Here is a 23,415-nt window from a genome sequence, read left to right on the forward strand (position 1 = left end):
CAGTGTGCGTCAGGGTACGAGAATGGGAGCCGCTAACTCACTCGGCGGCCAGTCGCCGCACGGTCACCTTCGCGAGGGCTAAAGGAGTCTGTGCGCCCTGAGGATCCTCGCGCGCAGCAACCCAAATCGCGCCTCCAGACTCCGTCGCAAGTGCATACGCTTCCGACCATCCGCTGCGAATACTCCGCGACTGGCGCGATTCGCCGTTGGCGCCGCGTACCTCGACCCAAGCCCGCCAATTTCTCTCGTTCTCAAGCTTCGTGCCGAAGAGGACGACGTCCCCGCTGGGCAGAATGGCCAAATCGATGATGTCGAATGCGGAATCGAGGGGATGCGATGCAGCGATCTGTCCGTCGCCCCCGACCTCTAGGAGCCGCGTTTCACCAATTTTCAAGGGCTGGTGGTTGGTCAAATGCCGTGACGGGCCGACCACGGCGACTGCATTGCCATTGGGTCGGCACGCGAGGGCCAGGACGGCATTTTCGCCGAGTGCGGTACGCGCGATGCGTTTGCCGTCGGTGGAGATCCGCAGGAGAACTGTCTCGCCACCAAATACCTCATCATCGTCGCCCGCAATCAAGAGGTGTCCCGATCCGCCGAGCACAAGCTTCTTGGGATCGGCCACCTCGGGAATCTCCATGGATACAAGGTGCCTCGCGCTGTCCTTGTCGAACGAGGCGATGACGACCGGGTGCTTTCCTGTTCGGATGGGAGGCACGGGAACCTTGAATGAGGCGAGCACAATGGGGGATCCGTCGGACGCAACGGCGAGACCGGCGAGAGGGTTCCGCAGTATAGTTTGGGAGGCGAGCGCTACCGCGGTGACCGGGTCGCCCGTCGGATTTACGCGCCAAAGGAGCAAATCCTGTGGCCCTTTCCAATCGTAGTCTTCGGTCGCTTTGCCCTGGGGAACGTACTGCTTGGAGCCGAGCGCAACGGGACGCTCATAGGTAAGCACCGCCCAGGGTATTCCATCTGAAGACCGTGCCAGCGCGACGTCCATCGCAGGGAATTCTCGCGCCCATTGGACCTGCCCCTCGACCGCGCGCGCGAGAAAGACGTGGACTTGCGGGGGGTCTTCGGTTGGATCGGCGATCACGGTATGATTGCCGATGCGCGCTTTGCGGAAAAAGTACCCTCCGATAAGGATATCATTCCTACCTGTTGCAACAAGGCTTGTAATCTTCGCTCCCTCGATGCTAAGGGTAAGGGACGGATTCTCGATGGGCTGGGGCGCTTCTGGCGCGATGGTAACCGTTTGCACTTCCGGTGGGGCCTTACAAGATGCGCCTCGACAACCTGCGAGGGCAAGCGAAGCTAGGGCGAGTCCAAAGCCCCGCCGGTTGAATAGGCTAGCCATGCGGGGATGTGAGGGCGGGGCGAAAGGCAGGGAGCATGCCTTTCGGGGACGAGTGACATCACCGGCCATTGAGAGCATCGATAGCAGCCCCGTCCACGGGTGTTTACAGTGATACATGTGTTCAGGATGAATTGAGGGAGACTGCAGGCATAGGTACGCGCAGGGACGTAGAGACTGCAAGCTGGACGCTAGATGTCAAGTTCCCTGTGGCCCGAGACTTCGGAGCCGAGCCCGGTGGTAACCATCCCGGTCGGTGGTGCATCTCGCGATCTCTTTCGCGCCGACCATCCTTGCCTTGATGCACTGGATATCCGGACGGTACGAAGACGAGAGTGTGCGAGATCGTGGCGCACTGGAAGCGCAGCCGGAAGGCGGCCGAGGAGTTTGCGACCGAGGTTGAGGTTGCCGCGGCGCGCCTGTACTGGTGGCTGCTAGCTGGCCCCGCTCCGACGCCTGGTACAATGCCGTTGGCCAAGGAGGCTCCGATGATCCTTCGTCGCTTCGTTGCCGCGCTCTCCCTCACGCTTCTTCTCCCGGCTTTCGCGATCCTGCCCTCGTGCACCGATCCATCCTGCGCTGACGGTGGCGAAGGCTGCCCATGCGAGAAGGCCGTCGAGTGCGGCAGGCCCCCCTCCTGCACGGGCTGGGTCTGCGACGGCACCTGCCACTCTTACAACGAGCGCGTGGGCTTCCGGTGCGCCACCGGGGTCTGCGATGGCGCAGGACACTGCCTCGGGTGCTTGCAGGACGCGGACTGCGGTCCTGGGCACACCTGCGAGCCCGGGAACGTCTGCTCAAACTGCGACGACGGGGTGCAGAGCGGCGACGAGACAGGCATCGACTGCGGCGGGTCGTGTCCCCTCTGCCCCGGGACGTGCAAGGTCGACGCGGATTGTTTCGGCGGGTACTGCTGGGAGGGCCAATGTTTCCGATGCGACGATGGGATTCAGAACGGGGACGAGTCAGGCATTGATTGCGGATCGCTCTTCGGTCATTGTCCTGTCTGCACGGGCTACCAGTGCGAAACAGACGAGCAATGCGCCACAGGCATCTGCTCGGCGATCGGGACCTGCTGCAAGGTCGTCTGCGATGGATGCCAACAGTGCGGCGCCGACGGGGAATGCTTCCCGAAATACGGCCCTGCACCGTGGGCCGGTTGCCTTCCGGGGCAGGTTTGCGGCCTCGGTGGCGGTTGTGCTTGGCCGAGGGGCCATGCTTGCATGGAGAACGACGACTGCGAGTTTCTCTCCTGCATCGACGGAATTTGTTCTTGATGAATTAACCAGTCACGGCGCCGGGGCGAGCTCCGGGATACAGCAATATGTAACGGGATTGATCGTCTGCGTTTCACCCACGAATTCTCCCCCGCTGGGCTCGCAGGTCCCCGCCTCGTATGACAGGACCTCCGCGGTCGCACCCGCGAGCCCCATTCCGATCGGCAGGTCGACACACTTGGGCCCCTCGGTTGAAGGCAGCACGAGGGTCCCCTGCTCGTTCGTGCAGGTTTCGTTGGTGTACGCCTTCACCCGCACCGAGCACGTTGCACCTTCCGGCGCGCCACATGTGCAGGTCGAGCAGACCCTTTGGTCCTCGACCTTCCTCCACCCTGTGTGCCGATCGGACCAACCCGCCGGGCACGCCGCCGTGGCCTCCAGCCCGTATGCGACACGACATAGCCGGTAGCCGGGCGGTGGCGGGGCGACGCAGAGATTGGCAAGGTCACACGTTCCCATGCTGGCGGATACGTAGTCGATGACCTTGGTCTTCTTCGGAGCCGGCAGCGGTTGCCCCTCAGGTGGCATCCCAGGTTCTGCGACGCATGGCGCGACGGTCGGCGGCTCGACGACCAACGATCGTACGCATGGTGTCCCGTCGCACGTGGCCCCCGCCGGGATTTGGCTCGACGATGAACAGCTCCCATCCCAGCCGGCGGGAGGGTCGAACGAGGTTACGATTGGGGGAGAAATATCTTGACAAGCGGTAGATCTGGCGCTCCACGAGATCGGCGCGATGCACCCGCCCGCCGGTGCCGAGCACGAACACGTCGGGCATGTCGGTTCGGCGAAGACGACATCCACCCAGTTCACATACGGCTCGGCGGGTAGTGGAGGAGGAGGTGGATCGGCCTCGTTCCCCATCCACACGTACGATGGATACAGGTCGAATCCACCGCCACCAGGCGTGATGCACTGCGCAGGCTCGAGACACGCCGATCCTGGGCCGCCATCCTCTTCGCCGGCATCAGCTTCGCCATCTTCACCGGCGTCGACCTCGGCGTCTTCGTCCCCCGCGTCAGGTGGGCACGTGTACTTGTTCCCCGGCGGCCCGCAGCACGGGACCTGACTTCCGGCATCGTCGTAGCAGATGGTGTACGCGTCGAAGTAGATCGTCCCGCAACCCGCGGCGCCAAACCAGACCAGCGCGCTGAGAACCAATCCGATGGTTGAGGAGACTGCAATCGCTCGCATGGCGACTGGATGCTACGCAGCCGAACATCCCGACGTCAACGTATACACGTCGCGCAGACAAACCTCCGTTTCAGCGTATGTAATTTGGAAACTTGCTCCCCCGGCGCCCGCCATGCACCCTGTCCGTGTTTGCCCGGGAGCTCGCCTATGAACGTCGCACGTCTGCAACGCGTGCCCGGATGCATCCTGTTTGTCGTGATCGTCTCGAGTGGAGCAGCGTCGTCCCCTGCCCGAGCCGACGAGCCGCCGCGACGCTTGAAGTACGTGCGCGCGCCAGGCGCTGAGCACTGTCCCGACGAACGCTACCTTCGAGCCTCCGTGAAGGCGGAGCTCGGCTACGAACCGTTTGACGACAGCGCGGCGGGTTCGATGATCGTCACCATGACGCGCACGCCAAGCGAGTTCGTTGCCGTCATCGAGAAGCGCGACGAGAACGGCGGGCTCGTAAACACACCGAAGAAGCTGACGGCTCCGCCGTCACGGTGTGAGCAGCTCATCGACAGCGTGGCCTTCATGATCAGCGCCATCTACAGGCCGATCGTCATCGAGCTACCTACCTCTGCGTCGCCGGATCGTAAAACGCCAGCAGCTTCGCCGACGCCTCCAGCAGCAACGCCCCCTCGGGTTTCACCACCTGCGCCGATCGCGCCTCGTACAGCTCCGCCGACGCCTTCTCCCCGGAAAGCGGGTGCGTCGCGGAAGCCCGGATTGGCCGTGTCCATCGACGGAGGAGCCTCCTTTCTGAGTGCTCCAGGACCAGCGCCGAGCTTCACGCTGGGAGCAGGACTTCGCTGGCCTCGTTTGTCCCTTGCTGCGGAGGGACGTTACGATCTCGCGGGTAGCGATGGGGGACGGCGCGCGTCCCATCTGGGGGCTGCGGTTGTGCCATGCATACATCAGCCCCTGCCGGTGTATGACCTCGTCTTCCCCGGCTGCCTCTTCATGCAGATCGGGCAGGTCGCCGTCGGCGTCGATGGCAAGCAGCTCCCAGATTACACCGACGTGCTCGTCGGCGTAGGCGCACGAGTAGGCCTCGAGAGGTTCTTCTTCGGCCCCCTCGGCGCCCATATCGAACTCGACGCTACTTACTACCTGTCGGATGTCGTCCTGCGCCTCGATGGCGCCGAGGTCTGGCGCCTCCCCGACGTCTCCTTCGCTGTCCGTGTCGGACTGGACGGATTGTTCGACGTGTTTTGACGCACTTTCGATTTCGATGAAGAGCCGCTACGAATTTTTGGACCGTCTGCCCTGGGTCCGGCGTGTCTCCCGTGTGGGCCAAGTACAACCGCCGTCTGCCGACCGCTTCACTGCGTTCTGCGTGAAGTATTTCCCGATCGTCACGGCTCGCCTGAAGAGGATTGGCGTCCGGGATGCCGACATCAAGGACGTCGCCCAGAAGGTTTTTCTGAAAGTACATCAGTACTTCGAGCAGATCCCACCCGAAGGGGTTGACCCGTGGCTCTTCAAGATCTGCGAACAACAGGCTGCGAGCCACTATCGCCCCCTTCGTGAACGCCTCGAGCGTCCTGAACCGAACGCGGACTTCTCGATGGTTGAAGAAGACAACCCGTTCGACCGCCTCGAGCTCGCCCAGTTTATGAGCCAAGCGCTCGAGCAGATGGAGCCGAGACTCGTGCAGGTCCTCATCCTCCACGAGATCGACGAGAAGCCGCTGCCGGAGATCGCCCAGGAACTCGGTATTTCGAGGAACACGGCGCAGGCTCGGCTCGCTGAGGCGAAGAAATCGCTCAAGCTGAAGATGGAGCAGCTACTCCGGCCGATCACGCCGCCGAAACGCCGGCTGCTCCTGCTGCTGCCGTTCGGCCTCGACACCGTGTTCCGCCTGGACAAGCCGCTGTCCCCCGAGTTCGCCCAGGAAGTACAACGGGACGTGTGGCAGCGGCTTTCGTGCGAACTCGGTCTGCCAGAGAAACTGCCACCCGGGCCGCTGCTCCCTCCCGATCCGCCCTCGGAGCCGCCGTCGTCCGGCAAGCGGATCACCGGGGCCGGAGCAGAACCGTCTCCCCCGAGTTCGAAACGGCTGCGAGATGCGGTCAAACCGCTGTTGAAGCGTATCCTCACCGACCCTCTCTTCTGGAGCATCCCCGGGATGGTGGGGGCCTACCTGCTGGGAAGAACGCCTCTGCCGCGCGAACCGCTCTCCAACATGCAGATGGCGCCGATCGTGCTCCCCATCGTGATCGAGGCCAAGGACACGCAGGGCGGGGTAACCAACATGCCGGTGCCTGCGTCATCAGTACACGAGGCGAAGGCACGTCCCATCAGGGGGAACCAAGCCCCGAACCCGGACATCGATCTGGAAAGGAAGGTGCTGGCCCAGGCCCGGGAGGGACTACGGGGGCGCCGCTTCGCGGAAGTCTTGGCCGCGATGAACGACCACACGAAGAAGTACCCGAAAAGCCCATACGCTGCTCTCCGCGAGGGGTACATCGTCCAGGCGCTCATTGGGCTTGGCCGCGTGGAAGAGGCGCAGAGGCGGGCTGAAGCTCTGCGAAGCGAGCATCCGGGTGACGAGATTGTGGAGGCCCATGACGAGCTCGTCGAGCACGCTGTGCCTACGCAGTCCCCAGCCGAACAGCCATCGGGTACGACCGCTCAGTAACTTTGGACGGGCTGGTCGTCGTCCGGCGTGTTCATGGGCAGAGGAAATAGAACCGGCTCATCCAGTCGGTGGACTGGCCCCGTTTGTCTTCGCAACAAATGACCGCCCGTAGTCGGCCGCGGGATACTGCTCGCCTATCTCGTTTCTGGGCCAGCCCAGGTTCCGCGCCCGTCTTCGGGCGGTGATTCATTGTTTTCTGTAGTGGCGAACGGCTCGCAGTCGGTCGTGATGCGCCGGTCTGGCCCACACCGCGGTGCAACACGATCGACTGGGGGCCGCTCGATGGTTTATCGCTCGCAGTCGGCTGCGGGTCACGGGGGTTCCTCGTACTGGCAATCGGCAACCCGTGCGCCGCAGTGGACTACGGGCTGCATCAATTCGTGCGCTGAGGTTCCATGGCCGAAGACGAAGAAGTCGTGGCGCAGACCGAGAACGAGGAAGACGATCGCGAGGACGCTCCCACGATTGTCCTTCACCGTCCTCCGGGACTTACTCCTCGTCCGCCGGTTCCGCTGTCCAAGGCGATGGTCGCGGAACATCCATGGTGGCGCAGGTTCTTGAAGGGCCTCTGCTTCTGGCGCAAGCCGTCCGGGTCCTCTTCATCTGCCCCCGTTCTGCTCCCAACAACGGCTTCGTCGTCTTCCTCTCCGTCGCCTGATCCGGCGCGGTCGACGACCTCTTCGACGTCGGACACCACGATCACCAGGAGGGCTGGTCGACGCACTACTCCCACTTTGGTTTCGCCGCCGTCTCCGGGCCGTCGAGCGGTCGTCGACGAGTTGCACGGCCTGCTCTGGGGCTTCGAGCAACACGAACTCGAGGACACCGTCGTGCTCATAGGGCACATCCTCACGGTTCGCAGAGCAGGTCCCGAAGCACGAGTCGACGCGCAGATCCTCCACGCCCTGCTGCATCTCCGCGTCGAGGAGGATGGGACTGTTCCCCTCGTGTACCTGCGCGGCAAGGTCGCCGGCCTCGCTCGCAGCGTCGTGGATGAAGCGCTACTCCGGCTCGAGGAGCAGGGACGCGTTCTGCTTCTGCCTGAACCTCCGACAGCACGAACACGGCAGGCAGTAGCGGCAATCGAGCATCCAACGCGCGGACTTCTGGACCGATGCGCGCTGCCGACGAGCGTGGATCCGCGAGCTACGAGGACTGCCTCATGAGCTCGGATCAAGCCTCCCGCACGCTTCGCGAGTCACCAGGGGGACCGAGCTCGGCAACTCCGTGCTCGACGCTGCGACCAACGGAGCAAGCCGCAACATCTCACCGTCGCATCCGCGCGCCGATCGAGGAAGTGAACGATGTTCTTCGGCAGCTCCGCCTCCCCGAGCTCGTCGACGTCCTCACCTTCGCCCAGCGTGTTCTCGCCGCCCGCGATGCTGCCGCCGATCCCGAGGTCGTAAGCGGCATCCTCGCTGCGATGAACCAGCTGCATCCGCCGTACAAGAACACGTCCGGTGTGCCGCTGCCCATCCTGCGAGGCGCGCTTCTTCAGGTGCCGCGCGCGGCCTTCGAGCGCGCGATGCTAGAGGCGGAAGTGCAGGGGCTCGTGAAGCTGGTGCCAGTCGCACCTCTCGCTCCCTTTGTCGAACGGCAGGCAGGCATCCAAGATCCGAAGCGAGGACTGCTCTACTTCTGCACCGCCCCGGGGGCACACGGGCGACGGGAGCCCTGACATGGGCCGCCGACACGAGCCGGATCCGTTTGCCCTCAAACTAGGTCATCGGATCAGGGATCTGCGCCTCGCACAGGGGATGTCGCTCGAGCACCTCAGAAGGAAGACTGGCATCGTCGCGAGTCACCTCTCGCTCATCGAGCGAGGGTACGTGACGATCAACATTGGCACCCTCGATCGCATCGCACGCGCCCTCGGCTTGACGCCGATGTTCCTGGTGCTGTTCCCGGAGGAGAGTGAGCTCGAAGCAGTCGTCGAGCATATGGGCAGCATGAGCGCGGAGGAGCTCGCGCAGCTCCGCGAACAGGTGTCCGCGTCGCGGAGCCCATGGGCAGGGAAGCCCCGCCCTCCGCGTGGAACTCGTCGTACGTAGAGTACGTAGAACAGCAAGTAGTCGGGCTTGGCAGGCCACCGGATGAGCCTCGACGGCGAATGGGGATGATCAAGTGCCAAGGCCAGCGAGCGAGGAACCCAAGGTCCGGCTCAACTTGGAACTTCCCGAGCGCCTCCGTGGCAGGCTCGATCAACTACGCGCGATGAGCGAGGCCGGCACGATCACCGAGGTAGTGAAGAGAGCCGTCGCCCTGTACGACGTGCTGCCCTCAGCGATCCGAAACGGCCGGGAGAGGGTGCTCCTGCGCAGCACCGACGGCACGGAGCGCGAGCTACTCATCCTATGATCTCCTGCCGACGGGCTCCACCAGGATGACCAGGCAGGGTTTGTCCTCGCTTGCGGTTTGCCCCGGAACATGCGATCCAGGGCAGCGATGTCCTCCGCTCGTCCGCCTTCCGCGTCTTTCGAGCCCCCGCCTCCGCCCTCGCGAAGGCGGCTCAGAACGGGGCCCGACGCGTTCGACGTCCTCTCGCGGGACGGCGCGGCCGCGGTCCTGCTCTTCGCCCGAGCCAAGCTCGAAGCTGAGCGTCAGCGTACACCTGGGCTCGTGAACGGATCTCTTCGCGCCTTCGCCTCGGGCGTGGAGTCAGCGGCTCGCAGCGTGACCGAAGGGGTACATGACGATGGCGTGTTCATCGCACCGCTCTTCCGCCTGCTCCGCGAGCGTGATGAGGTCCCGTCCTGCCCGACGCTGTCGGCATTCAAGGCGCGGCTGCTCCAAGCCTACAACCGCGGGCTCCTCGAGCTCGCCACCTGCGAGCGCGCCGAGGGCGAGAACCCCTTGGTGGTCGCCGCATCTGCGGTTCGTTCCCGACGAACCACGTTTCATCTCGTGCAGCGATGGTCGCGTCGGAACATGTTCGCCGCGCTCGACGACCTCATCGAGACGCTCTCTCCCAAGGCATACGTCGCAACCAAAGACTTCACGCGCAAGGTCCACGAGGATGAGAAACGCCGCGAAGGGCGCCCCCGCTTGATCACGCTGCCGCTCGACGCTTTTGCCGCCCGCGTGCAGGTAGTCGTCAATGAAGGCTCGCACGACGCGCTCGTCGTGGAGCTGTTCCGGGAGTTCGATGACCGCGGTGAAGCGACGGGACTCGGCCTTCGGGCGTTCAAGGCGCGCCTTCGCGCGGCGCATCGTGCAGGCTCGCTCAAGCTGCGCGCTTGCGAAGCGAAGGATGGTGTGGAGACCCCAGCCATGCAGGTGTCCGCGGTCGATCACGAGGGGATGAAGCTGCACCTCGTGTGCCGTACGGCGGCGCCGTTGCCGATCCCATGGGGGCGACCAGCGCTGCCATTGCCCCCTGCAAGGGCGACGGCGACGGGGGCTTGAAAACCTAACCTAACGCGTGTCCGTCATTCGGCCGGAGGAGACTGCAGCGCAGCGATCAGGGCAGCGCTGGTGCGGGACGCGCCTCAAGCTCCTCGGGCCTTTGCCGCCAGCGTTCGGCGACGAACCGCTCAATCCCCACGACGCTGCTGTCTTTTGACTCTGGCGGATATCGGAGCTCGATCATCACCGCGTGCTCTTTGCCGTCCTTGAGCGTCTCCAACAACGCCGCCGCGGTGGGAGCGTCACGGCGAATGTAGCCGGTGATCCTGGCTCCGTCGGCGTCACGGAGCTCGATGGACTGGTGGGTCTTCTCCGCGTCGTCGTAGTCGAAGTTGTAGTAGTCGGTGAGCTTCGCCCACCCACGGAAGAGGTGAGTCCCGTGCAACCGCTGCGTCCGGAAGTACGGCAGCGAGACCGGGTTGTATCCGACTGAGGATCGCCAGTCGATCTTCAACCCCTCAGCCGTTTTTTTGATGTGGTAGTATACCCGATCGTTCTTGCCGAGAACGACCTCGACGCTGCAGTAGTCGCCCTCCTTCACCTTCGCGCAGTCGTCGGCCTCGATCGACTCGAACGGCTTCTTGCAGGTCTTCTGGTCCTTGTAGTGCTCGGCGAGCACGGCGCGGTTCGCCCCGGGGTCGAGGATGAGCTTCGCGCGGTCGAGGCAGCTTTCCTGGTTCAAGTAGTCCCGCACGATGGTCGACGCGTCGCGGGAACATCCAGTGACGAGCACGCAGCTCGCCACTACGAACGCGAGTGACAGCGCTGTTGACGCCGCGGATTGCACGGTGGGTGGAGTTGGAAACCAACGCATCGTGATGCAACAGTACACGATCGTGTTGATTGTCAACACCATCGTGTGTTCACCTGAGAACGTCACCCCGGCAACTCTCCCGCCGTGGACTTCGGCAAGGAAGTGCGGCGGCGGCGAGAGGCGCTGGGCCTGACCCTGGAGCAGCTCGCGGAGCGCGCCGGGCTCACGCCGAACTACATCGGGGGCATCGAGACCGGCCGGCGTGACCCCTCGCTGTCGAGCATCCTCGCGCTTGCGAAGGGCCTGGGGGTGCCTCCGGGAGAGCTCGTGGGAGGCGTCCACGATCTCGAGCCGGCTGCCATCGAGGCAGCACGGCTCTTCCAGGGCGCGTCCGAGGACGTCCAGGATGCCGTTCTCCGCCTCCTACGTGCTGTGACGCGGGGACGGCGGCGGAGCGGGTGAGCCGGGCCTGGGCGGGGCCTAGAGGGGAGCCCGTCTGGCAACCATGGGGACCATCACCACGGTTGCTGCGGACTCCCCCGCCGCTCAGGACGTGGATGCGGCTCGGGGCGCGCGATGATTTTCTTCGTCTCCCAACCCTCGCGCGACGTCCGCCCTCCGACTTCTGGGCAAAGTGTCCAGAAGTGGCACTGCCGTTCCGGTCACCGGCCGCGTCGGCGTTGACAAGCGCTCTGCTGCTAACGTCGATGTACGACCACCGGACGTCCGGCAGACGCACCACGATCCGAGTCTGCCGCGGAGGCGCGACATGCCCGACCCTTACCCGCCCCTCGAGCCCTACGAAGCCGGCATGCTCGACGTCGGCGGTGGCCAGTCGATCTACTGGGAGGTCTCCGGCAACCCGGACGGCAAGGCAGCAGTGGCGCTCCACGGCGGGCCGGGTGCAGGCAGCAGGCCGGGCAGGCGTCGCTGGTTCGATCCGGAGCGCTATCGGCTCGTCCAGTTTGACCAGCGTGGCTGCGGCCGGAGCACGCCGCACGCTGGCGACTTCTCGACCGACTTGTCGACGAACACGACCCACCACCTGATCGCGGACATCGAGCGGCTCCGCGAGCATCTCGCGATCGAGCGCTGGCTCGTCTGGGGCGCGTCGTGGGGCGTCACGCTCGGGCTCGCCTATGCCGAGCGATACCCGCAGCGGGTGTCCGAGATGATTTTCCTCTCGATCACGCTGACCCGCCGGGCCGACGTTCAGTGGTTCGGCCGCGATGTAGGGCGGTATTTCCCGGAGGAATGGGCTCGCTTCCGAGCCGGCGTTCCAGAGGCCGACCGCGACGGAGACCTCGTCGTGGTCTACGACCGGCTCCTGAACCACCACCCTGATCCGGCGATCCGGCTCCAGGCAGCCCGCGACTGGGTTGCCTGGGAGGACGCGCTGCTGTCGCTCGAGGAGGGCTACGTCACGCCCAATCCGTGCTGGGCCGATGAGCGGTACATGGTCGCCTTCGCCCACCTCGTGACGCACTACTTCTCGCACGCCGCGTGGCTCGAGGAGGACGGGCTGCTCCGCAATGCGTCGCGGCTGACGGGGACTCCGGGCGTCCTGATCCACGGCCGGCTCGACCTGGCCGGGCCGGCGGACGTGGCCTGGCAGCTCGCCCAGGCCTGGCCGGGCGCCGAGCTCCACTTCGTCGCTGGCGGGCATACTGGCGACGCGGAGATGAACCGTCTCCTCCTCGAGGCCACCGATCGCTTTGCGTCCGCGCCCTCGGCGAGGGCTCCGTCGCGATGACGATGCCACGGAGCCAGACGCGCGTCCCCACCTACGCGCTCGAAGCGGCCTGGGCTGCGCGGCTCGTGGCGCAGCTCGCGCGGGGATGCAGGAAAACACAGCACGCCCTCGAGCGGCTTGCAAAGCTCTGGTCGCCCCCGGAGCCGCACTCGTGCTTCCGGCCCAGCCGCCACCTCCACCAGGTCATCCCCAGCGAGCGTGATATCGAGGTCGTGGCCCGATACACGCGCGAAGAACGCCTGCAAGTCAGGCTCGCCGCGCTCCGCGCGCTCGGGTGGGCTTCGCAGCACGAGACGGCAAGGCGCGTCCTGCTCGAAGCGCTGGACGACGAAGCGCGGTCTCTCCGCAGGATCGCCCTCTACGGCATCCTCCGCATCGGGACCGAGCCGGTCGTGGTCGCAGCGCTCCGCCGTATGCTCGTCGATCCGGTCTACGTGCACCGCTGGCAGGCCGCGCAGGCGCTTGCGGGGACGCCGTACCGAAACGAAGCACGCGCCGCGCTCCTTGCCGCACCTCCACGCGGAATCCGGTACATGACCACCTGGCTCGAGGCCTGCGCCGTGTTCGGGCGCGAGACGCTGGAGAAGGCGCTCCCGTTCTCAGAGCGCGCGCTGGCCGAGGCTCGTCCCAGCGAGCCCCTGGATACTTGGGAGCATGCGCGGCTCGTGGAGGCCTTGCGAGGGCGAATGTCCTAGCTCGGCCTCCTGGATAGCTGGCTCATGCTTCCTCGCGAGCGAGCCGTCGCTCTCAGACGATCTCCTTGCCGAAGGGCCGCAATGGTCAACCCGAGATACCCTTACGAGGGCTCGAAGCCCAACCCGTTCAACGCGGACGCGGTCCTGCTGGAGGAGGGAGATCGAGCGGAAGGCGCTTCCCGCGGCTTCTTCGTCGCGAGGGCGGCCGGGGATCAACACCCCGAGGATGAGCGGGTCGCCAGTCACGGCGTGTCCGACTTCCCTTTCCGAGACTTCATCTCGCACACGAGATCGGCTGCGCTGCAACCACATGGTCCCTTGGCGGCAGGTGCTGGGGTCGCTGGTTGTGGAGTCGGCACGACGCGCGCAAGGATTACCTTGATGATCCTGGCAGGATCGCCGGCATCCCCTGTGATATTCTACCCGGAGGCCTGGAGCGCCCGCGTGTGATTCAATCGTATGAGCGACCAAGACGACAAAGAGCCTTTGAACCCGCAGGAGACCGGCAACGCTGGAGGGAACGTGATCCCCATAGCGGGCAGGCATCCGCGCGGCGCCGTGAAGCGCGGGGGGACGAAGCTCGCGAGCGTGGCGAAAATGCCCCTCGAGACCGAGGAGGATGACGAGACGAAGTCGAACAACAGCCTCCTCGACAAGCTCAACGCCTGGGATCTCGACGCGTATATAGCGGACATGAGTATCAGGATCGGGGAGGGGCGCGACGATCTCCGACCCCTCCTGGAGAATGCTCGCGACTGGCGCGCGGTCCGGAGCCACCTACGAGGTGATCGGGAGGCTGCCCGTGCCGAGTGGGCCGAGTTGATCGAGCAGGGCTCCTGCAAGGCCCTCATGACGCGGGCACAGTACCGCGCAGACGACGGTGAGCTCGCCGGCGCCCACGCGGACTACAACAGTGCGGCCGAACGCGCGCCGAAGGACGGCTCTATCTATCTGAAGCGCGGCACCTTCGCCTACTTCAAGCTCAATGATAACGAACGTGCGCTCGCCGATCTGGAGCGCGCTGCCCGGCTCCTCCCAAAGGACGCGGAGCCTTACCAAACGATGGCATTCGTCCTCGGGTCCCTTGGCGATGAGGATGGAGCGATCCGAGCCCTCGGGCGCGCCCTCCATCGCGATCCGTGGCGCGCCGACCTATTCTACGAGCGCGGGCGTCGCTGGTGGTCAAAGGGCTCAATCGCGGAGGCGCTCGCGGATCTCGACAGAAGCATCCAGCTCGGCGTTACGAATGCTTCAGCCTTCCAACTTCGTGCATTCTGCCACGAGAGGCGCGGAGACCTCCCTAGCGCGATCGCCGACTTCACGCGCGCGATCGCGCTGAATCCTAGCGAGGCGGCGTTCTTCATGGGCCGGGGCAATGCGCATCTGGCGATGGGAGCCTACGCAGAGGCGATCCTCGATTTCCGCCAGCGACTCGAGCTCTGCGGGTGGAGAGACGGTGGGGCGTTGCGCAGCCTGGGCGCCGCGCACCTCGCGCTCGGCGACGAGGAGCGCGCCGCCGCCTATTATCGCCAGGCGTTTTACCATGATCCGGAGCTGCTCGAGGACCTGCGCCTCCAGATTCGGATAAACGAAACGCTCGACAAACCTGAAGCGCTGCGCGCCGATCTCGACGTTCTCCTCCTGGTCGAGCCAGACGGCTGGCTACGAATCGAAAGCGCGTTCCTCTGGGCCCGGTTGGGCAACCTCGAGAAGGCAATAGCCGACTTCGACCGTGCGCTCGAGGAGAGCCCGCAATGGGATGAGGCATTGTTCGAGCGAGGGCGAATGCACGCGAGAGCCGGCCGCTTCGATCGCGCCGTAGAGGACGTATCGACAGCTATCAAGCTCGCGCCCCACCAGGCGAAGTACCCTGCTTGGCGCGCCCTATACCGGGCCCACCTTGAGGGAGACACTCCTCTGGCAAGGGCCGATCTTCAGCGCGCAGTCGAGCTCGCGCACTACGACGACGAGATCCGATCCTGCAGCGTGATGTACTTCTCCCTCGTCGCGAAGCCCGAAGAGGCGATCGCCGATTACGATGTACTGATCCTTCACTCGCCACTGGACGCCAGGTATTACAAAGAGCGCGGCATGGTGCGGGAGGCGATCGGCGACGTTGAGGGTGCCCTGGCCGATTACACCCGCGCGGCGGAGCTACTGATGGCGGGAGAAGACGATGGGCGGAAAACAAGGCAAGGGACCTGGTCCAAACCGTTTGCTCCCTGGTGAAGCTAGCCGCGCATGCTCGACGTGGCGCCCTGATAGGAGGTGCGTGGCTAAAAAGAGGGCGATGCCGCCCCCACCAACCACTGCGTGGTTGGCTTGCTTTAGACAGCCGCCGCGTCTTCGTCCTCTGGCTTGTCCTCATCAGCGTGATCAGCGTGTACAGGCTCATGGCGCCGGTCCTCGATGGAGAGCTCCAGGCCGAGGTGATGCTTGATCAGGTTCGCCGTCAGGATCACGCTCGCCGAGTTCTTCAAGACCCTGCCGTTCACCACCGCCCGTCCCTCCCACTGCGGGTTGGCCCGCGACCAGTCGAGCGTCCCGAGCCCCGCCAGCACGCTCTTCCAGTCCTCCCGCCGCTCCCGCAGCAGGGCGTTGCCGACGCGGCCGAGCGCCTCGAGCACGACCGCATGCGCGTGCATGCACCGATCTCGCAGCGCAGACGCGCGGATCTTACCGAGGCCGACCTCGTGCCAGTCCGGCATCACTCGCGTGACCTCGGTCCAGAACTCGACGGCGATCTGCCTCGCGGTCTCGAAGCTCCCACTGAACCCGGCGAGCAGCGCCTTTGTTGCCGCATGGATGCTGGCCAGCGCGAAGAGCTTGTTCGAGCCGCCAGACACAGACGTCTTTTCCCCGTCCGTGAGCTGGTGGAAGAGGAAGACGTCGCGAACGACGGCACGCGTGAGCTTCGCCAGCTCGTCGCGGTGGTCGTACAAGAGCCCGAGCGAGTTGTTCGGCCGCACCGCGAAGCGGTTCAAGTCCGCGAACCGCTGCTGCGCCTTCTCGAGCCCCGCGTCGACGAACAACGTCACGCAGATGCTCTCGTCCCCGAGCGATCCCCGCCGCTTCCTCACGTACTCCTGCGAGAGCGCCATCGCGACGGCCGCTCGCCGGTGCTGCCCGTCGAGGACCGCGACCGTCATGTCCCGCGGGATGTAGAGCGTGCCCATGTGGCTCTTCTCGTGCGCCGGCTCGAAGCGGGGCAGGCCGTCGATCGCGCCGACGAGGGCCGGCAACGTGTAGTTCGTCGGGTTGTTCGTGATGTAGTCCGCGATCTTCGGGACACGGACCTTACTCAGCACCCGCTGCGCCCGGAGTTCGGGCGGCAACTTGCCATCCACGGGGGCAAAGAGCTTCGCCACGTCCCGGAGGTGCACCATGACCGAGTAGTACTCGCCGCCGGCCTGGACACCCCGGATGGCCGGAAAGGCCCACTCGGGCGCGTTGTTCTTCGCCTCGGTCTCGTGGCTCCTCTCCTTCGTCGGACCGGTCTGGGTGCCGCTCTTCTTCTGGTCGAGTTTCTTCTTCGTCATTGATTACTCCACTGACAGGAGCTCGATTTCGCAACTGGCGTATTCGCCTTCATCCACGCGACCCGCGCGCCACATCCACGAATCTTCCGCAGCGGTTCTTCCGGCCGAGGGAGGTTGTGCCAATGCGCCCCGTGTACGAGCGCGTCGGCATAAACTTTTCCGGCCAGAATCACGAGCTGTGGAGGAGGATTGAGCATCGGCCAAAGCTCGCCGATCGTTCGCGCTCCCCAGTCCTCCCGATCGTTCTTCCGGACCTTGCGGAGGCTCCGGTCATACGGTTGAAGGACGGTCTTCGGGGCGACCGCACCGTAGAAGGCGGAGACGATGACCACCACGTCGCACGTCTTCTCGGCGTACGCGTAGGCGGCGCGAAAGAGCGCAGACGTATAGAAGTCCTTCGCGGGAGCCGATTTCTTGCTCTTCAGAGCCGAACAGCCCACGAGAGCGACCCGCTTGGCCCCCGGCTGCTTCTCCGTGAACATGACCCCTCCGAGAGGGCTGTGCGCGCGTCAGAAGTCCTGCGAGTTGCCTCGGCGACTCCGACGACGCGCTGATCTCTACTTCTTCTTGCCCGCGTGATGACGCACTGGCGTCCGCACAGGCCCCTCAACTACTCCGCGGCCGACCGCTGCGCGAGGGAGTGCTCGATGGCGCTCCGGATCGCCACGCCCAGCGGCCCCTTGATCGCCTCGCGCGCCTTCTCCCGGCCCTGACCGAGCGTCTCCCCCCGGAAAGACAAGTACGCGCCGGTCTTCTCGACGATGCCGTGGGCGACGGCGAAGTCGAGCAGGTCCCCGGCCGCATCGATTCCCGTTCCCCAGCGGATATCGAATTCCGCCTCCCGGAAAGGCGGCGCGCATTTGTTCTTTACGACCTTCACGCGGGTCTTCGAGCCCAGCACCTCCTCGCCGACCTTGAGCGCCCCGATGCGACGCACGTCGAGCCGCACGCTGGCGTAGAACTTGAGGGCATTACCGCCCGTGGTCGTCTCGGGGCTGCCGAAGACGACACCGATCTTGTGCCGGAGCTGGTTGATGAAGATGAGCAGCGTCTCGGTCCGGTACGCGATGGCCGTGAGCTTGCGCAGGGCCTGGCTCATCAGCCGCGCCTGGAGGCCCATATGCGCGTCACCCATGTCGCCCTCGATCTCGGCCTTCGGCGTCAGGGCCGCGACCGAGTCGATGACGATGACGTCGACCGCGCCGGAGCGGGTCAGCGTCTCGACGATCTCGAGGGCCTGCTCGCCGTTGTCCGGCTGCGAGATGAGCAAGCGGTTGACGTCGACGCCGATGTTGCGCGCGTAGTTCGGATCGAACGCGTGCTCGGCATCGATGAATGCCGCGATGCCCTTCGCCTTCTGAGCCTCGTAGAGCGCGTGCAGGGTGAGCGTGGTCTTGCCCGAGGACTCGGGCCCGTAGATCTCCACGATCCTGCCGCGCGGATATCCTCCGATCCCGAGCGCGGCATCGAGCGCGAGCGAGCCCGTGGGCAAAACCCGCACGCCGCGATCGGGATTGTCGTCCCCGAGGCTCATGATGGCCCCCTTGCCGTACTGTTTCTCGATGGCCTGCAGGGCGCCGCGGAGGGCGCCGTTGTTCTGCTGCATGGTCGTTGGTCCACAAAAGAAAAGCGCACCTCCCCGGGAAGGTGCGCGGGTCAAAGCTCCCAGGAGCCGCCATTCGCGGCACATCCGGGCTCGGGTGCTTGTTCGTGCGATGCCCAGGAGCAGCGCCGTGGTTGTTATCCCTGCTTTTGCCCGCCGCTCGCGTGCATGGCCAGGCGCTCGCAGAGCGCCAGGGCCTCGGCAATGCGATGATCGCGACGCAGGTCGTCCAGGAGGTCGTTCACGAGGTCGAGAAGCTCGGGAGCCGCCGCGATGAGCTCGGCATCCGCCTCGATGACCTCCGCGACGAATAGTCCGTTCTCGTCACTGATGATGGCCCTGCCTTCCGAACACGAGGCGATGTGCCAGCGATCGTTCGGGGGGATGGTCGGCCTCGCCTTCATGCCCGGTTCGGTCGGAGGCTCGTTGTCGGCCTCCTCCAGTCCTTCGGTATCGGTCATCAGCCACGCCCGAAGACAGGAGCGAGGAGAACGGCTTCGGCCACGTGGGGCGCGCGGACGATATCGCTCCCGTCGAGGTCAGCAATCGTTCGAGCCACACGGAGCACCTTGGCCCGCAGAGTCGCAGACAACCCGAGCCGCTCGACGGCCTGCTCCAGGGTCCGCTTCCCCTGTGCATCAGGCGCCGCGATGCGCTCGAGGTTGCGGTCGTTCAACGCGGTATTGAGCGACGAGGCGACCTTCTGCCGCGCCGCCCGTGCATGCTGGATCGTTCGTGCTGCAACGACCCGGTTCCGCACCGTCTCGCTGTTTTCGCCCTTCGCCTTGCCACCGAGCTGCGCGACGTCGACAGGGGGCACCACGATCTGCATGTCGACTCGCTCGAAAAGCGGCCCGTGCACTCGCTCCCGATGACGCCGGATTTGCTCGACAGAGCATGTGCATCGCCGTTTTGCGTCCCCGTAGAACCCGCAAGGGCACGCGTGCGTCGCCAGAACCAGGAGAGGACACGCAGGAAAGACCGTGCGGTTCTGCCCCCGGATGATGACCGCTTCCCCTTGGGCGAGCGTGGTCTCCAGCAGGGCGAGCGAACTCCGACGAAACTCCGGCAGCTCGTCGAGGAACAAGACGCCGCCGTGGGCGAGGGACACCTCCCCGGGACGCACGGGCTCTCCCCCGCCGACAAGTCCTGCCGGAGCCACCGAATGATGGGGCGCGCGAAACGGTCGATTCGTAGCGAGCCCCTGCTCCGAATTGAGCAATCCCGCGACGGAGTGGATGCTCGTGACTTCAAGCGCCTCGTCCACGAACATCGGGGGCAGGATCGTGGGAATGCGGCGGGAGGCCATGGTGATCCCAGCACCGGGCGGACCGATGAAGAGAATCGAGTGCTGGCCCGCCGCCGCGATCTCAATCGCTCGCCGCGTGGAGGCCATCCCGCGCATGTCCGCGAGATCGAGCGCCGCAGGCTGCTTCGGTCGGAAGGGCACGCTCGCGCACTCGAGCTCGCAGGCTCCTCGCAGGTAGTCCTGCACGGCATCCAGTTTCCCCGCCACGCGTACATCGAGATCCGGCGCGCTCGCCGCCTCCGCGAGGTTGGCTCGGGGCACGATCGCATGCCGGCTCCCCTTGCTTGCCGCTCCCCGCAGCGCCGGCAGCACCCCACGAACGGGCCGCACTCCCCCCGAGAGGGACAGCTCGCCGAGCACGACGGTGCCCGGCAGCGTCTTCTTCTCGAAGGCGAGAATCACGGCTGTCGCGATGGCCAGGTCGAAGAACCCATCATTACGAAGATCTGCGGGGGAGATCTTGGCCGTGATGTTGTAGCCGTCGAGACGCACGCCGACCTGCGCGAGTGCGGAGCGGACGCGCACCTTCGTCTCGCGCAGACTGATCTCCGCGAGACCGACGAGCTGAAACATGCTCGCGCCCGTCTCGATCGTGACGACGATGCTCACGAGCGACGCGACGAGACCCGTGAGCGAGATGGAAAGGACCTCACTCCGGAGACACTTCTCCGACTGGGGATGCTTCCCCATATCGACTCCCTTCGGATGATTGATTGTGCAAAGGAAGAAGCGGGCCCGGAGGCACGTGCCCCCGGGCCCATTCCGATCAGAAGACGCCCGACTCCGGCCCCGTCCCCGGGTTCACCGGCTCGGCGCCCTCGGGCGGCTCCTGCCCGCCGAGCTTGCCCTTCTCGATGGCGCTCCGCAGCGCCACGGCCACGTTCGGCATGACGAGCTCGACCTCCTCGGCGAAGAACTCCGTCTCGGCGCGCGTGAGGCGCACGCCGCGCCATTCCTTCCGCCCGCGCCGTTTGTCCGCGGGCAGCTCATCCTCGTGGATGTAGACGTGCCCGTCGCTGGCGAGCGCGAACGACGCCATGCACTCCTCCACGCGATCCTGCTCCTTATTCTCCGCGCCCTTCGTGGGCGACTGCTTGGACGACATGTGTCTCCCTGAAAAAGCGAATGCGGCGCACGGAAGGCACCGCACGCCGCATTCTCATTGTTGGTTTGTCGCTCAGTCCTCTTCGGGCAAGAGGATCGTGATGACCGCCTCGCCGTCGTCGCCAGGCCCGATGATGGCCTTCAGCTCGACGAGGGACGGTTCGATCGCGTCGGTGACGACATGCAACTCGTACCGAATTTCAGCTTCATCCGGCCGTTGCAGGGCGGCGCAGCGGAACATCCAGAGGATGTCCCAGAGCCTGCCCGTCTTGTCGTTCCCCGCCTTCTCCGCGGCCGGCGACAGCTCGACGTACTTCTCCCAGACGGAGCGCGTCAGCGCCACCGGCGCCTTGATTCCGGCCTGCTTCGCGAGCTCGGTGACGTCGACGAGCGTGCCGTCTTCGAGCGCCTGCCTGCGACTGTATGCCGCAATCAGGACAACCTCACCACCGACATCATCATCTTCGTCGCTCACGTTGCCCCCGCGAGCAACGTGATACTCGAGCCCTCGGTCATCGCCTTGTCGTTGAGCTCGGTATATTGCGCGGACTTCTTCCGAAGCGGCGAGTCCTCCGCGATGGAGCACTCGATCGCCACCGTCCAGAGCCGCGCGCCGATGCTCGACGCCGCGTCGACCGACTTCTTCTGCTCCTCCTCGTTCCGGTCGATGCCGTCCGTGACGAGAATGATGTCGGCGCCGTGCTGGCCCGCCTGCGCGAGCGCCTTCACCTGATCCACGGCCACACCGAGGGCCAGGCCGATCGCCGTTCCACCGCTGAGGAAGTGAAGGATCATCTTCACGATCCCAGCGCTGTCTCCGGGCTTCACGACCTGCACCACGGTGGAAGTGGCGTAATGGACCACCGCCACGGGCCGGTTCTCCTCCGAGGCGACACGAGCGAGCGCCACCGCAGCGGCCTTCGCCCACTCGTTCCGGATTCCGGACATGCTGCCCGATTCGTCGAGCGCGAGCACGAGCGGGCCCTTCGACTTCTTCGTCGTTCCCCGAACCGCGTACTGCGCGGCCCGGCGAGAGGCGATTCGTTCGAGGGCCACGATCTCGATCTGCGGGTCGGTCAGGAGCACCGTCTCTGCCGGCAGAAGCCGCGCGACGTCATTGCCCTGCTCGACCGAGTACACCTCGCCCGAGACCCCGTGGACCTTGTTCGCGTGCGCGCCGCGGAGCGAAGCGAACATGCGACCTGCCAGCCGAGCAATACGCTCGACCCGATCCATGTCCTCTCCCGCAGCATCCACTTGCCGGACTTGCGCCCAGGCCGCCGAGAGATCCCAGCCGAACCCATCGGAGAGGTGCTTGACCTGCTTGGCCTTCTTGTCGAATGTCGCCCACTCTTCGCGGGCGGCACTCCGCATCTCGAAGGCCGAGGCCCCCTCGGGGACGTGCTTTCCCGCCTTCCACAAGAGCCCGAACGCGTAGGCCGCGCCGACCTCGTCGAGGGCGAGAAAGGCCATGTACTCGGCGGGAACTGTATCCCTCACGGCCTCCGCGAATGACCGCGTCGGCGGATCCCGCCCGAGCCCCACGATCGCATTCCACAGGTCGCCGGCCTTCTCCGCGTCCTCGAAGGAAGCCTCCTTGACGCAGAGATGCCGGCGCCTTGCCTGCAGGAACGTGCCCATGGCCTACGCCAGCGCGTAGCGCTTCGAGAGGTCGGCCGTGAGCGCGTCGTGGGCCTTCTTGAGCTCGTCGAGCTTCGGCTGAATGCGCGCGTGAGCGCGGCGCGACACGCCGTTCTTCAGCATGTCCTGCACGCGCTTGCCCGCCTCGGTGACCTTGTCCGCGAGCTGGGGCAATGCGGACTGATACGCGGCCGGCTCCGTCGGTCGATTCGCGTATCCCCGAAGCGCTTCGTCCACGATATCGATCGCCTGCGCGACGACGGAGCGATCGACCGTCTGCAGCACGGCGACGACACGCGCCCGATCCTCCGGCTTGTTCCAGAGCCCGTACTTCAGGACGGAGAGGTGATCGAGCTCGACCGTGGGCACGTCGTCGAGCCACGCCGCGGCCTTGAGGACACGCGTGAGCGCGATCCAGCGCCGATCCGAAAGGACGAGGCCATCCGCCTTCAGCGCCGTACGAAGCCGGAGCAGCTCCTCGACGACACGCTGGGGCAGCTCGAGGCGTTGCACGTCCTTGCACGCGGCATCCCACTCCGCGAGCCCGATCTGCGCCGCCGGCTTGTACTCCGGCGGCGCGGCGACGAGCTGCACCCACGTCGCATCGGCCTGCACGTACTCGACCACGTCGCGCAGGAGGAAACGATCGTAGATCGCGGCGAGAATCTCCTCCTCGGGCAGCTCGTTCGACGCGCCGACGAGGAGCCGCAGGGGAATCGACTGCCCCTTGTACAGCCGCTCGTTCATGGCGGACAGGAACGCATTGAGCACGCTGTCCGAGCCCTTGAACACCTCGTCGAGGAAGGCGCACTCGACGGCCGCGAGACGGCCATCCAAGTTCCTCTCCCAGAGGTCGTTCTTGAGCGCGGAGAGCTTCACGGGCCCGAAATACTCGTCCTCGGTCCCGAACTTCGTGACGAGCGTCTGGAACTTCCGCGCGTCCGTGAACGACGCGAGGAACCCGAAGAAGAGCGCGCTCTTCGCCGTGCCCGGAGGCCCGACGAGCAGCGCGTGGCTCTGCGCGAGCGCGGCGAGGATGATGCACTCGATCGCATCCTCACGCTCCCGAAAGACCGCATTGAGCCCATCACGCACGGCGCGAAACCGTGCGCGGACGGAGCTCATGTCGATGGAACCGTTCTTTTTCATGTTTGGAATCCC

The 23,415-nt window shown here is 65.4% G+C and carries 24 protein-coding genes; 11 read left to right on the forward strand and 13 right to left on the reverse strand.

Annotated features, from left to right (window positions below):
* Window positions 1-37 precede the first annotated feature (37 nt).
* From POL67_RS52060 to POL67_RS52070, 3 genes are all read right to left on the reverse strand, one after another.
* Window positions 38-1,264: a hypothetical protein gene (locus tag POL67_RS52060; protein ID WP_271930528.1), complete on the reverse strand. Its 1,227-nt coding sequence runs from the start codon at window positions 1,262-1,264 to the stop codon at window positions 38-40.
* Window positions 1,265-3,151: 1,887 nt separating this feature from the next.
* Window positions 3,152-3,412 carry a hypothetical protein gene (locus POL67_RS52065; RefSeq protein WP_271930530.1) on the reverse strand — a complete coding sequence of 87 codons (261 nt, stop codon included), beginning with the start codon at window positions 3,410-3,412 and terminating at the stop codon, window positions 3,152-3,154.
* A 751-nt stretch (window positions 3,413-4,163) separates the two neighbouring features.
* Complete coding sequence (locus POL67_RS52070) at window positions 4,164-4,355, reverse strand: hypothetical protein (RefSeq protein ID WP_271930532.1); 192 nt, start codon at window positions 4,353-4,355, stop codon at window positions 4,164-4,166.
* Between the two features lie 382 nt (window positions 4,356-4,737).
* Here POL67_RS52070 and POL67_RS52075 point away from each other — a divergent pair, with 382 nt between their 5' ends.
* From POL67_RS52075 to POL67_RS52105, 7 genes are all read left to right on the forward strand, one after another.
* Complete coding sequence (locus POL67_RS52075) at window positions 4,738-5,025, forward strand: hypothetical protein (RefSeq protein ID WP_271930536.1); 288 nt, start codon at window positions 4,738-4,740, stop codon at window positions 5,023-5,025.
* 16 nt (window positions 5,026-5,041) lie between these two features.
* Window positions 5,042-6,451, forward strand: a complete 1,410-nt coding sequence (locus tag POL67_RS52080; RefSeq protein ID WP_271930538.1) for an RNA polymerase sigma factor — start codon at window positions 5,042-5,044, stop codon at window positions 6,449-6,451.
* A gap of 395 nt (window positions 6,452-6,846) precedes the next feature.
* Window positions 6,847-7,617, forward strand: a complete 771-nt coding sequence (locus POL67_RS52085; protein ID WP_271930539.1) for a hypothetical protein — start codon at window positions 6,847-6,849, stop codon at window positions 7,615-7,617.
* Window positions 7,618-7,748: 131 nt separating this feature from the next.
* Window positions 7,749-8,129: a hypothetical protein gene (locus POL67_RS52090; protein WP_271930540.1), complete on the forward strand. Its 381-nt coding sequence runs from the start codon at window positions 7,749-7,751 to the stop codon at window positions 8,127-8,129.
* 1 nt (window position 8,130) lies between these two features.
* Window positions 8,131-8,502, forward strand: coding sequence for a helix-turn-helix domain-containing protein (locus POL67_RS52095; RefSeq protein WP_271930542.1), 372 nt, complete (start codon window positions 8,131-8,133; stop codon window positions 8,500-8,502).
* 163 nt (window positions 8,503-8,665) lie between these two features.
* The gene (locus tag POL67_RS52100; protein WP_271930544.1) at window positions 8,666-8,809 is read left to right on the forward strand and encodes a hypothetical protein; all 144 of its coding nucleotides are present in this window, start codon (window positions 8,666-8,668) and stop codon (window positions 8,807-8,809) included.
* Between the two features lie 342 nt (window positions 8,810-9,151).
* Window positions 9,152-9,856, forward strand: coding sequence for a hypothetical protein (locus tag POL67_RS52105; protein WP_271930546.1), 705 nt, complete (start codon window positions 9,152-9,154; stop codon window positions 9,854-9,856).
* A gap of 55 nt (window positions 9,857-9,911) precedes the next feature.
* Here the strand turns inward: POL67_RS52105 and POL67_RS52110 are convergent, their stop codons facing one another.
* Window positions 9,912-10,643, reverse strand: a complete 732-nt coding sequence (locus POL67_RS52110) for a hypothetical protein (RefSeq protein ID WP_271930548.1) — start codon at window positions 10,641-10,643, stop codon at window positions 9,912-9,914.
* Between the two features lie 111 nt (window positions 10,644-10,754).
* Here POL67_RS52110 and POL67_RS52115 point away from each other — a divergent pair, with 111 nt between their 5' ends.
* From POL67_RS52115 to POL67_RS52130, 4 genes are all read left to right on the forward strand, one after another.
* Window positions 10,755-11,072, forward strand: coding sequence for a helix-turn-helix domain-containing protein (locus POL67_RS52115; protein WP_271930550.1), 318 nt, complete (start codon window positions 10,755-10,757; stop codon window positions 11,070-11,072).
* A gap of 307 nt (window positions 11,073-11,379) precedes the next feature.
* The gene (pip, locus tag POL67_RS52120; RefSeq protein WP_271930552.1) at window positions 11,380-12,363 is read left to right on the forward strand and encodes a prolyl aminopeptidase; all 984 of its coding nucleotides are present in this window, start codon (window positions 11,380-11,382) and stop codon (window positions 12,361-12,363) included.
* Window positions 12,360-13,058, forward strand: coding sequence for a HEAT repeat domain-containing protein (locus POL67_RS52125; RefSeq protein ID WP_271930554.1), 699 nt, complete (start codon window positions 12,360-12,362; stop codon window positions 13,056-13,058). The genes pip and POL67_RS52125 overlap by 4 nt, the downstream gene beginning before the upstream one ends.
* 459 nt (window positions 13,059-13,517) lie before the next feature.
* The gene (locus POL67_RS52130) at window positions 13,518-15,287 is read left to right on the forward strand and encodes a tetratricopeptide repeat protein (protein ID WP_271930556.1); all 1,770 of its coding nucleotides are present in this window, start codon (window positions 13,518-13,520) and stop codon (window positions 15,285-15,287) included.
* Between the two features lie 98 nt (window positions 15,288-15,385).
* Here the strand turns inward: POL67_RS52130 and dndB are convergent, their stop codons facing one another.
* From dndB to POL67_RS52175, 9 genes are all read right to left on the reverse strand, one after another.
* Complete coding sequence (dndB, locus tag POL67_RS52135) at window positions 15,386-16,597, reverse strand: DNA sulfur modification protein DndB (protein WP_271930558.1); 1,212 nt, start codon at window positions 16,595-16,597, stop codon at window positions 15,386-15,388.
* Window positions 16,594-17,079 (reverse strand): DUF6884 domain-containing protein, encoded by a 486-nt coding sequence (locus POL67_RS52140; RefSeq protein ID WP_271930561.1) that lies wholly within the window; start codon window positions 17,077-17,079, stop codon window positions 16,594-16,596. Before POL67_RS52140 ends, dndB begins: the two co-directional genes overlap by 4 nt.
* A 128-nt stretch (window positions 17,080-17,207) precedes the next feature.
* A complete protein-coding gene (gene recA, locus POL67_RS52145) occupies window positions 17,208-18,203 on the reverse strand; it encodes a recombinase RecA (RefSeq protein WP_271930564.1) in 996 nt (331 codons plus the stop codon).
* A 134-nt stretch (window positions 18,204-18,337) separates the two neighbouring features.
* A complete protein-coding gene (locus POL67_RS52150; protein WP_271930566.1) occupies window positions 18,338-18,661 on the reverse strand; it encodes a hypothetical protein in 324 nt (107 codons plus the stop codon).
* Window positions 18,661-20,199, reverse strand: a complete 1,539-nt coding sequence (locus POL67_RS52155) for a YifB family Mg chelatase-like AAA ATPase (protein ID WP_271930569.1) — start codon at window positions 20,197-20,199, stop codon at window positions 18,661-18,663. The genes POL67_RS52150 and POL67_RS52155 overlap by 1 nt, the downstream gene beginning before the upstream one ends.
* Window positions 20,200-20,275: 76 nt before the next feature.
* The gene (locus POL67_RS52160; RefSeq protein ID WP_271930572.1) at window positions 20,276-20,614 is read right to left on the reverse strand and encodes a hypothetical protein; all 339 of its coding nucleotides are present in this window, start codon (window positions 20,612-20,614) and stop codon (window positions 20,276-20,278) included.
* Window positions 20,615-20,686: 72 nt separating this feature from the next.
* Window positions 20,687-21,088 carry a DUF6573 family protein gene (locus POL67_RS52165; RefSeq protein ID WP_271930573.1) on the reverse strand — a complete coding sequence of 134 codons (402 nt, stop codon included), beginning with the start codon at window positions 21,086-21,088 and terminating at the stop codon, window positions 20,687-20,689.
* Window positions 21,085-22,254, reverse strand: a complete 1,170-nt coding sequence (locus POL67_RS52170; protein ID WP_271930574.1) for a vWA domain-containing protein — start codon at window positions 22,252-22,254, stop codon at window positions 21,085-21,087. The genes POL67_RS52165 and POL67_RS52170 overlap by 4 nt, the downstream gene beginning before the upstream one ends.
* 3 nt (window positions 22,255-22,257) lie before the next feature.
* A complete protein-coding gene (locus POL67_RS52175) occupies window positions 22,258-23,379 on the reverse strand; it encodes an AAA family ATPase (protein WP_271930577.1) in 1,122 nt (373 codons plus the stop codon).
* Window positions 23,380-23,415: the final 36 nt, after the last annotated feature.

The organism is Polyangium mundeleinium (assembly GCF_028369105.1).
Taxonomy (GTDB): domain Bacteria; phylum Myxococcota_A; class Polyangia; order Polyangiales; family Polyangiaceae; genus Polyangium; species Polyangium mundeleinium.

What these genes read in the sequence shown, in the direction of transcription:
- POL67_RS52065 (WP_271930530.1), bottom strand. Translation starts at nt 3,412, where the DNA reads ATGCCCGACGTGTTCGTGCTCGGCACCGGCGGGCGGGTGCATCGCGCC.
- POL67_RS52070 (WP_271930532.1), bottom strand. Translation starts at nt 4,355, where the DNA reads ATGGCGCTGATCATGAAGGCCACGCTGTCGATGAGCTGCTCACACCGT.
- POL67_RS52080 (WP_271930538.1), top strand. Translation starts at nt 5,042, where the DNA reads ATGAAGAGCCGCTACGAATTTTTGGACCGTCTGCCCTGGGTCCGGCGT.
- POL67_RS52085 (WP_271930539.1), top strand. Translation starts at nt 6,847, where the DNA reads ATGGCCGAAGACGAAGAAGTCGTGGCGCAGACCGAGAACGAGGAAGAC.
- POL67_RS52095 (WP_271930542.1), top strand. Translation starts at nt 8,131, where the DNA reads ATGGGCCGCCGACACGAGCCGGATCCGTTTGCCCTCAAACTAGGTCAT.
- POL67_RS52100 (WP_271930544.1), top strand. Translation starts at nt 8,666, where the DNA reads ATGAGCGAGGCCGGCACGATCACCGAGGTAGTGAAGAGAGCCGTCGCC.
- pip (WP_271930552.1), top strand. Translation starts at nt 11,380, where the DNA reads ATGCCCGACCCTTACCCGCCCCTCGAGCCCTACGAAGCCGGCATGCTC.
- POL67_RS52125 (WP_271930554.1), top strand. Translation starts at nt 12,360, where the DNA reads ATGACGATGCCACGGAGCCAGACGCGCGTCCCCACCTACGCGCTCGAA.
- POL67_RS52130 (WP_271930556.1), top strand. Translation starts at nt 13,518, where the DNA reads ATGAGCGACCAAGACGACAAAGAGCCTTTGAACCCGCAGGAGACCGGC.
- dndB (WP_271930558.1), bottom strand. Translation starts at nt 16,597, where the DNA reads ATGACGAAGAAGAAACTCGACCAGAAGAAGAGCGGCACCCAGACCGGT.
- POL67_RS52140 (WP_271930561.1), bottom strand. Translation starts at nt 17,079, where the DNA reads ATGTTCACGGAGAAGCAGCCGGGGGCCAAGCGGGTCGCTCTCGTGGGC.
- recA (WP_271930564.1), bottom strand. Translation starts at nt 18,203, where the DNA reads ATGCAGCAGAACAACGGCGCCCTCCGCGGCGCCCTGCAGGCCATCGAG.
- POL67_RS52150 (WP_271930566.1), bottom strand. Translation starts at nt 18,661, where the DNA reads ATGACCGATACCGAAGGACTGGAGGAGGCCGACAACGAGCCTCCGACC.
- POL67_RS52155 (WP_271930569.1), bottom strand. Translation starts at nt 20,199, where the DNA reads ATGGGGAAGCATCCCCAGTCGGAGAAGTGTCTCCGGAGTGAGGTCCTT.
- POL67_RS52160 (WP_271930572.1), bottom strand. Translation starts at nt 20,614, where the DNA reads ATGTCGTCCAAGCAGTCGCCCACGAAGGGCGCGGAGAATAAGGAGCAG.
- POL67_RS52170 (WP_271930574.1), bottom strand. Translation starts at nt 22,254, where the DNA reads ATGGGCACGTTCCTGCAGGCAAGGCGCCGGCATCTCTGCGTCAAGGAG.
- POL67_RS52175 (WP_271930577.1), bottom strand. Translation starts at nt 23,379, where the DNA reads ATGAGCTCCGTCCGCGCACGGTTTCGCGCCGTGCGTGATGGGCTCAAT.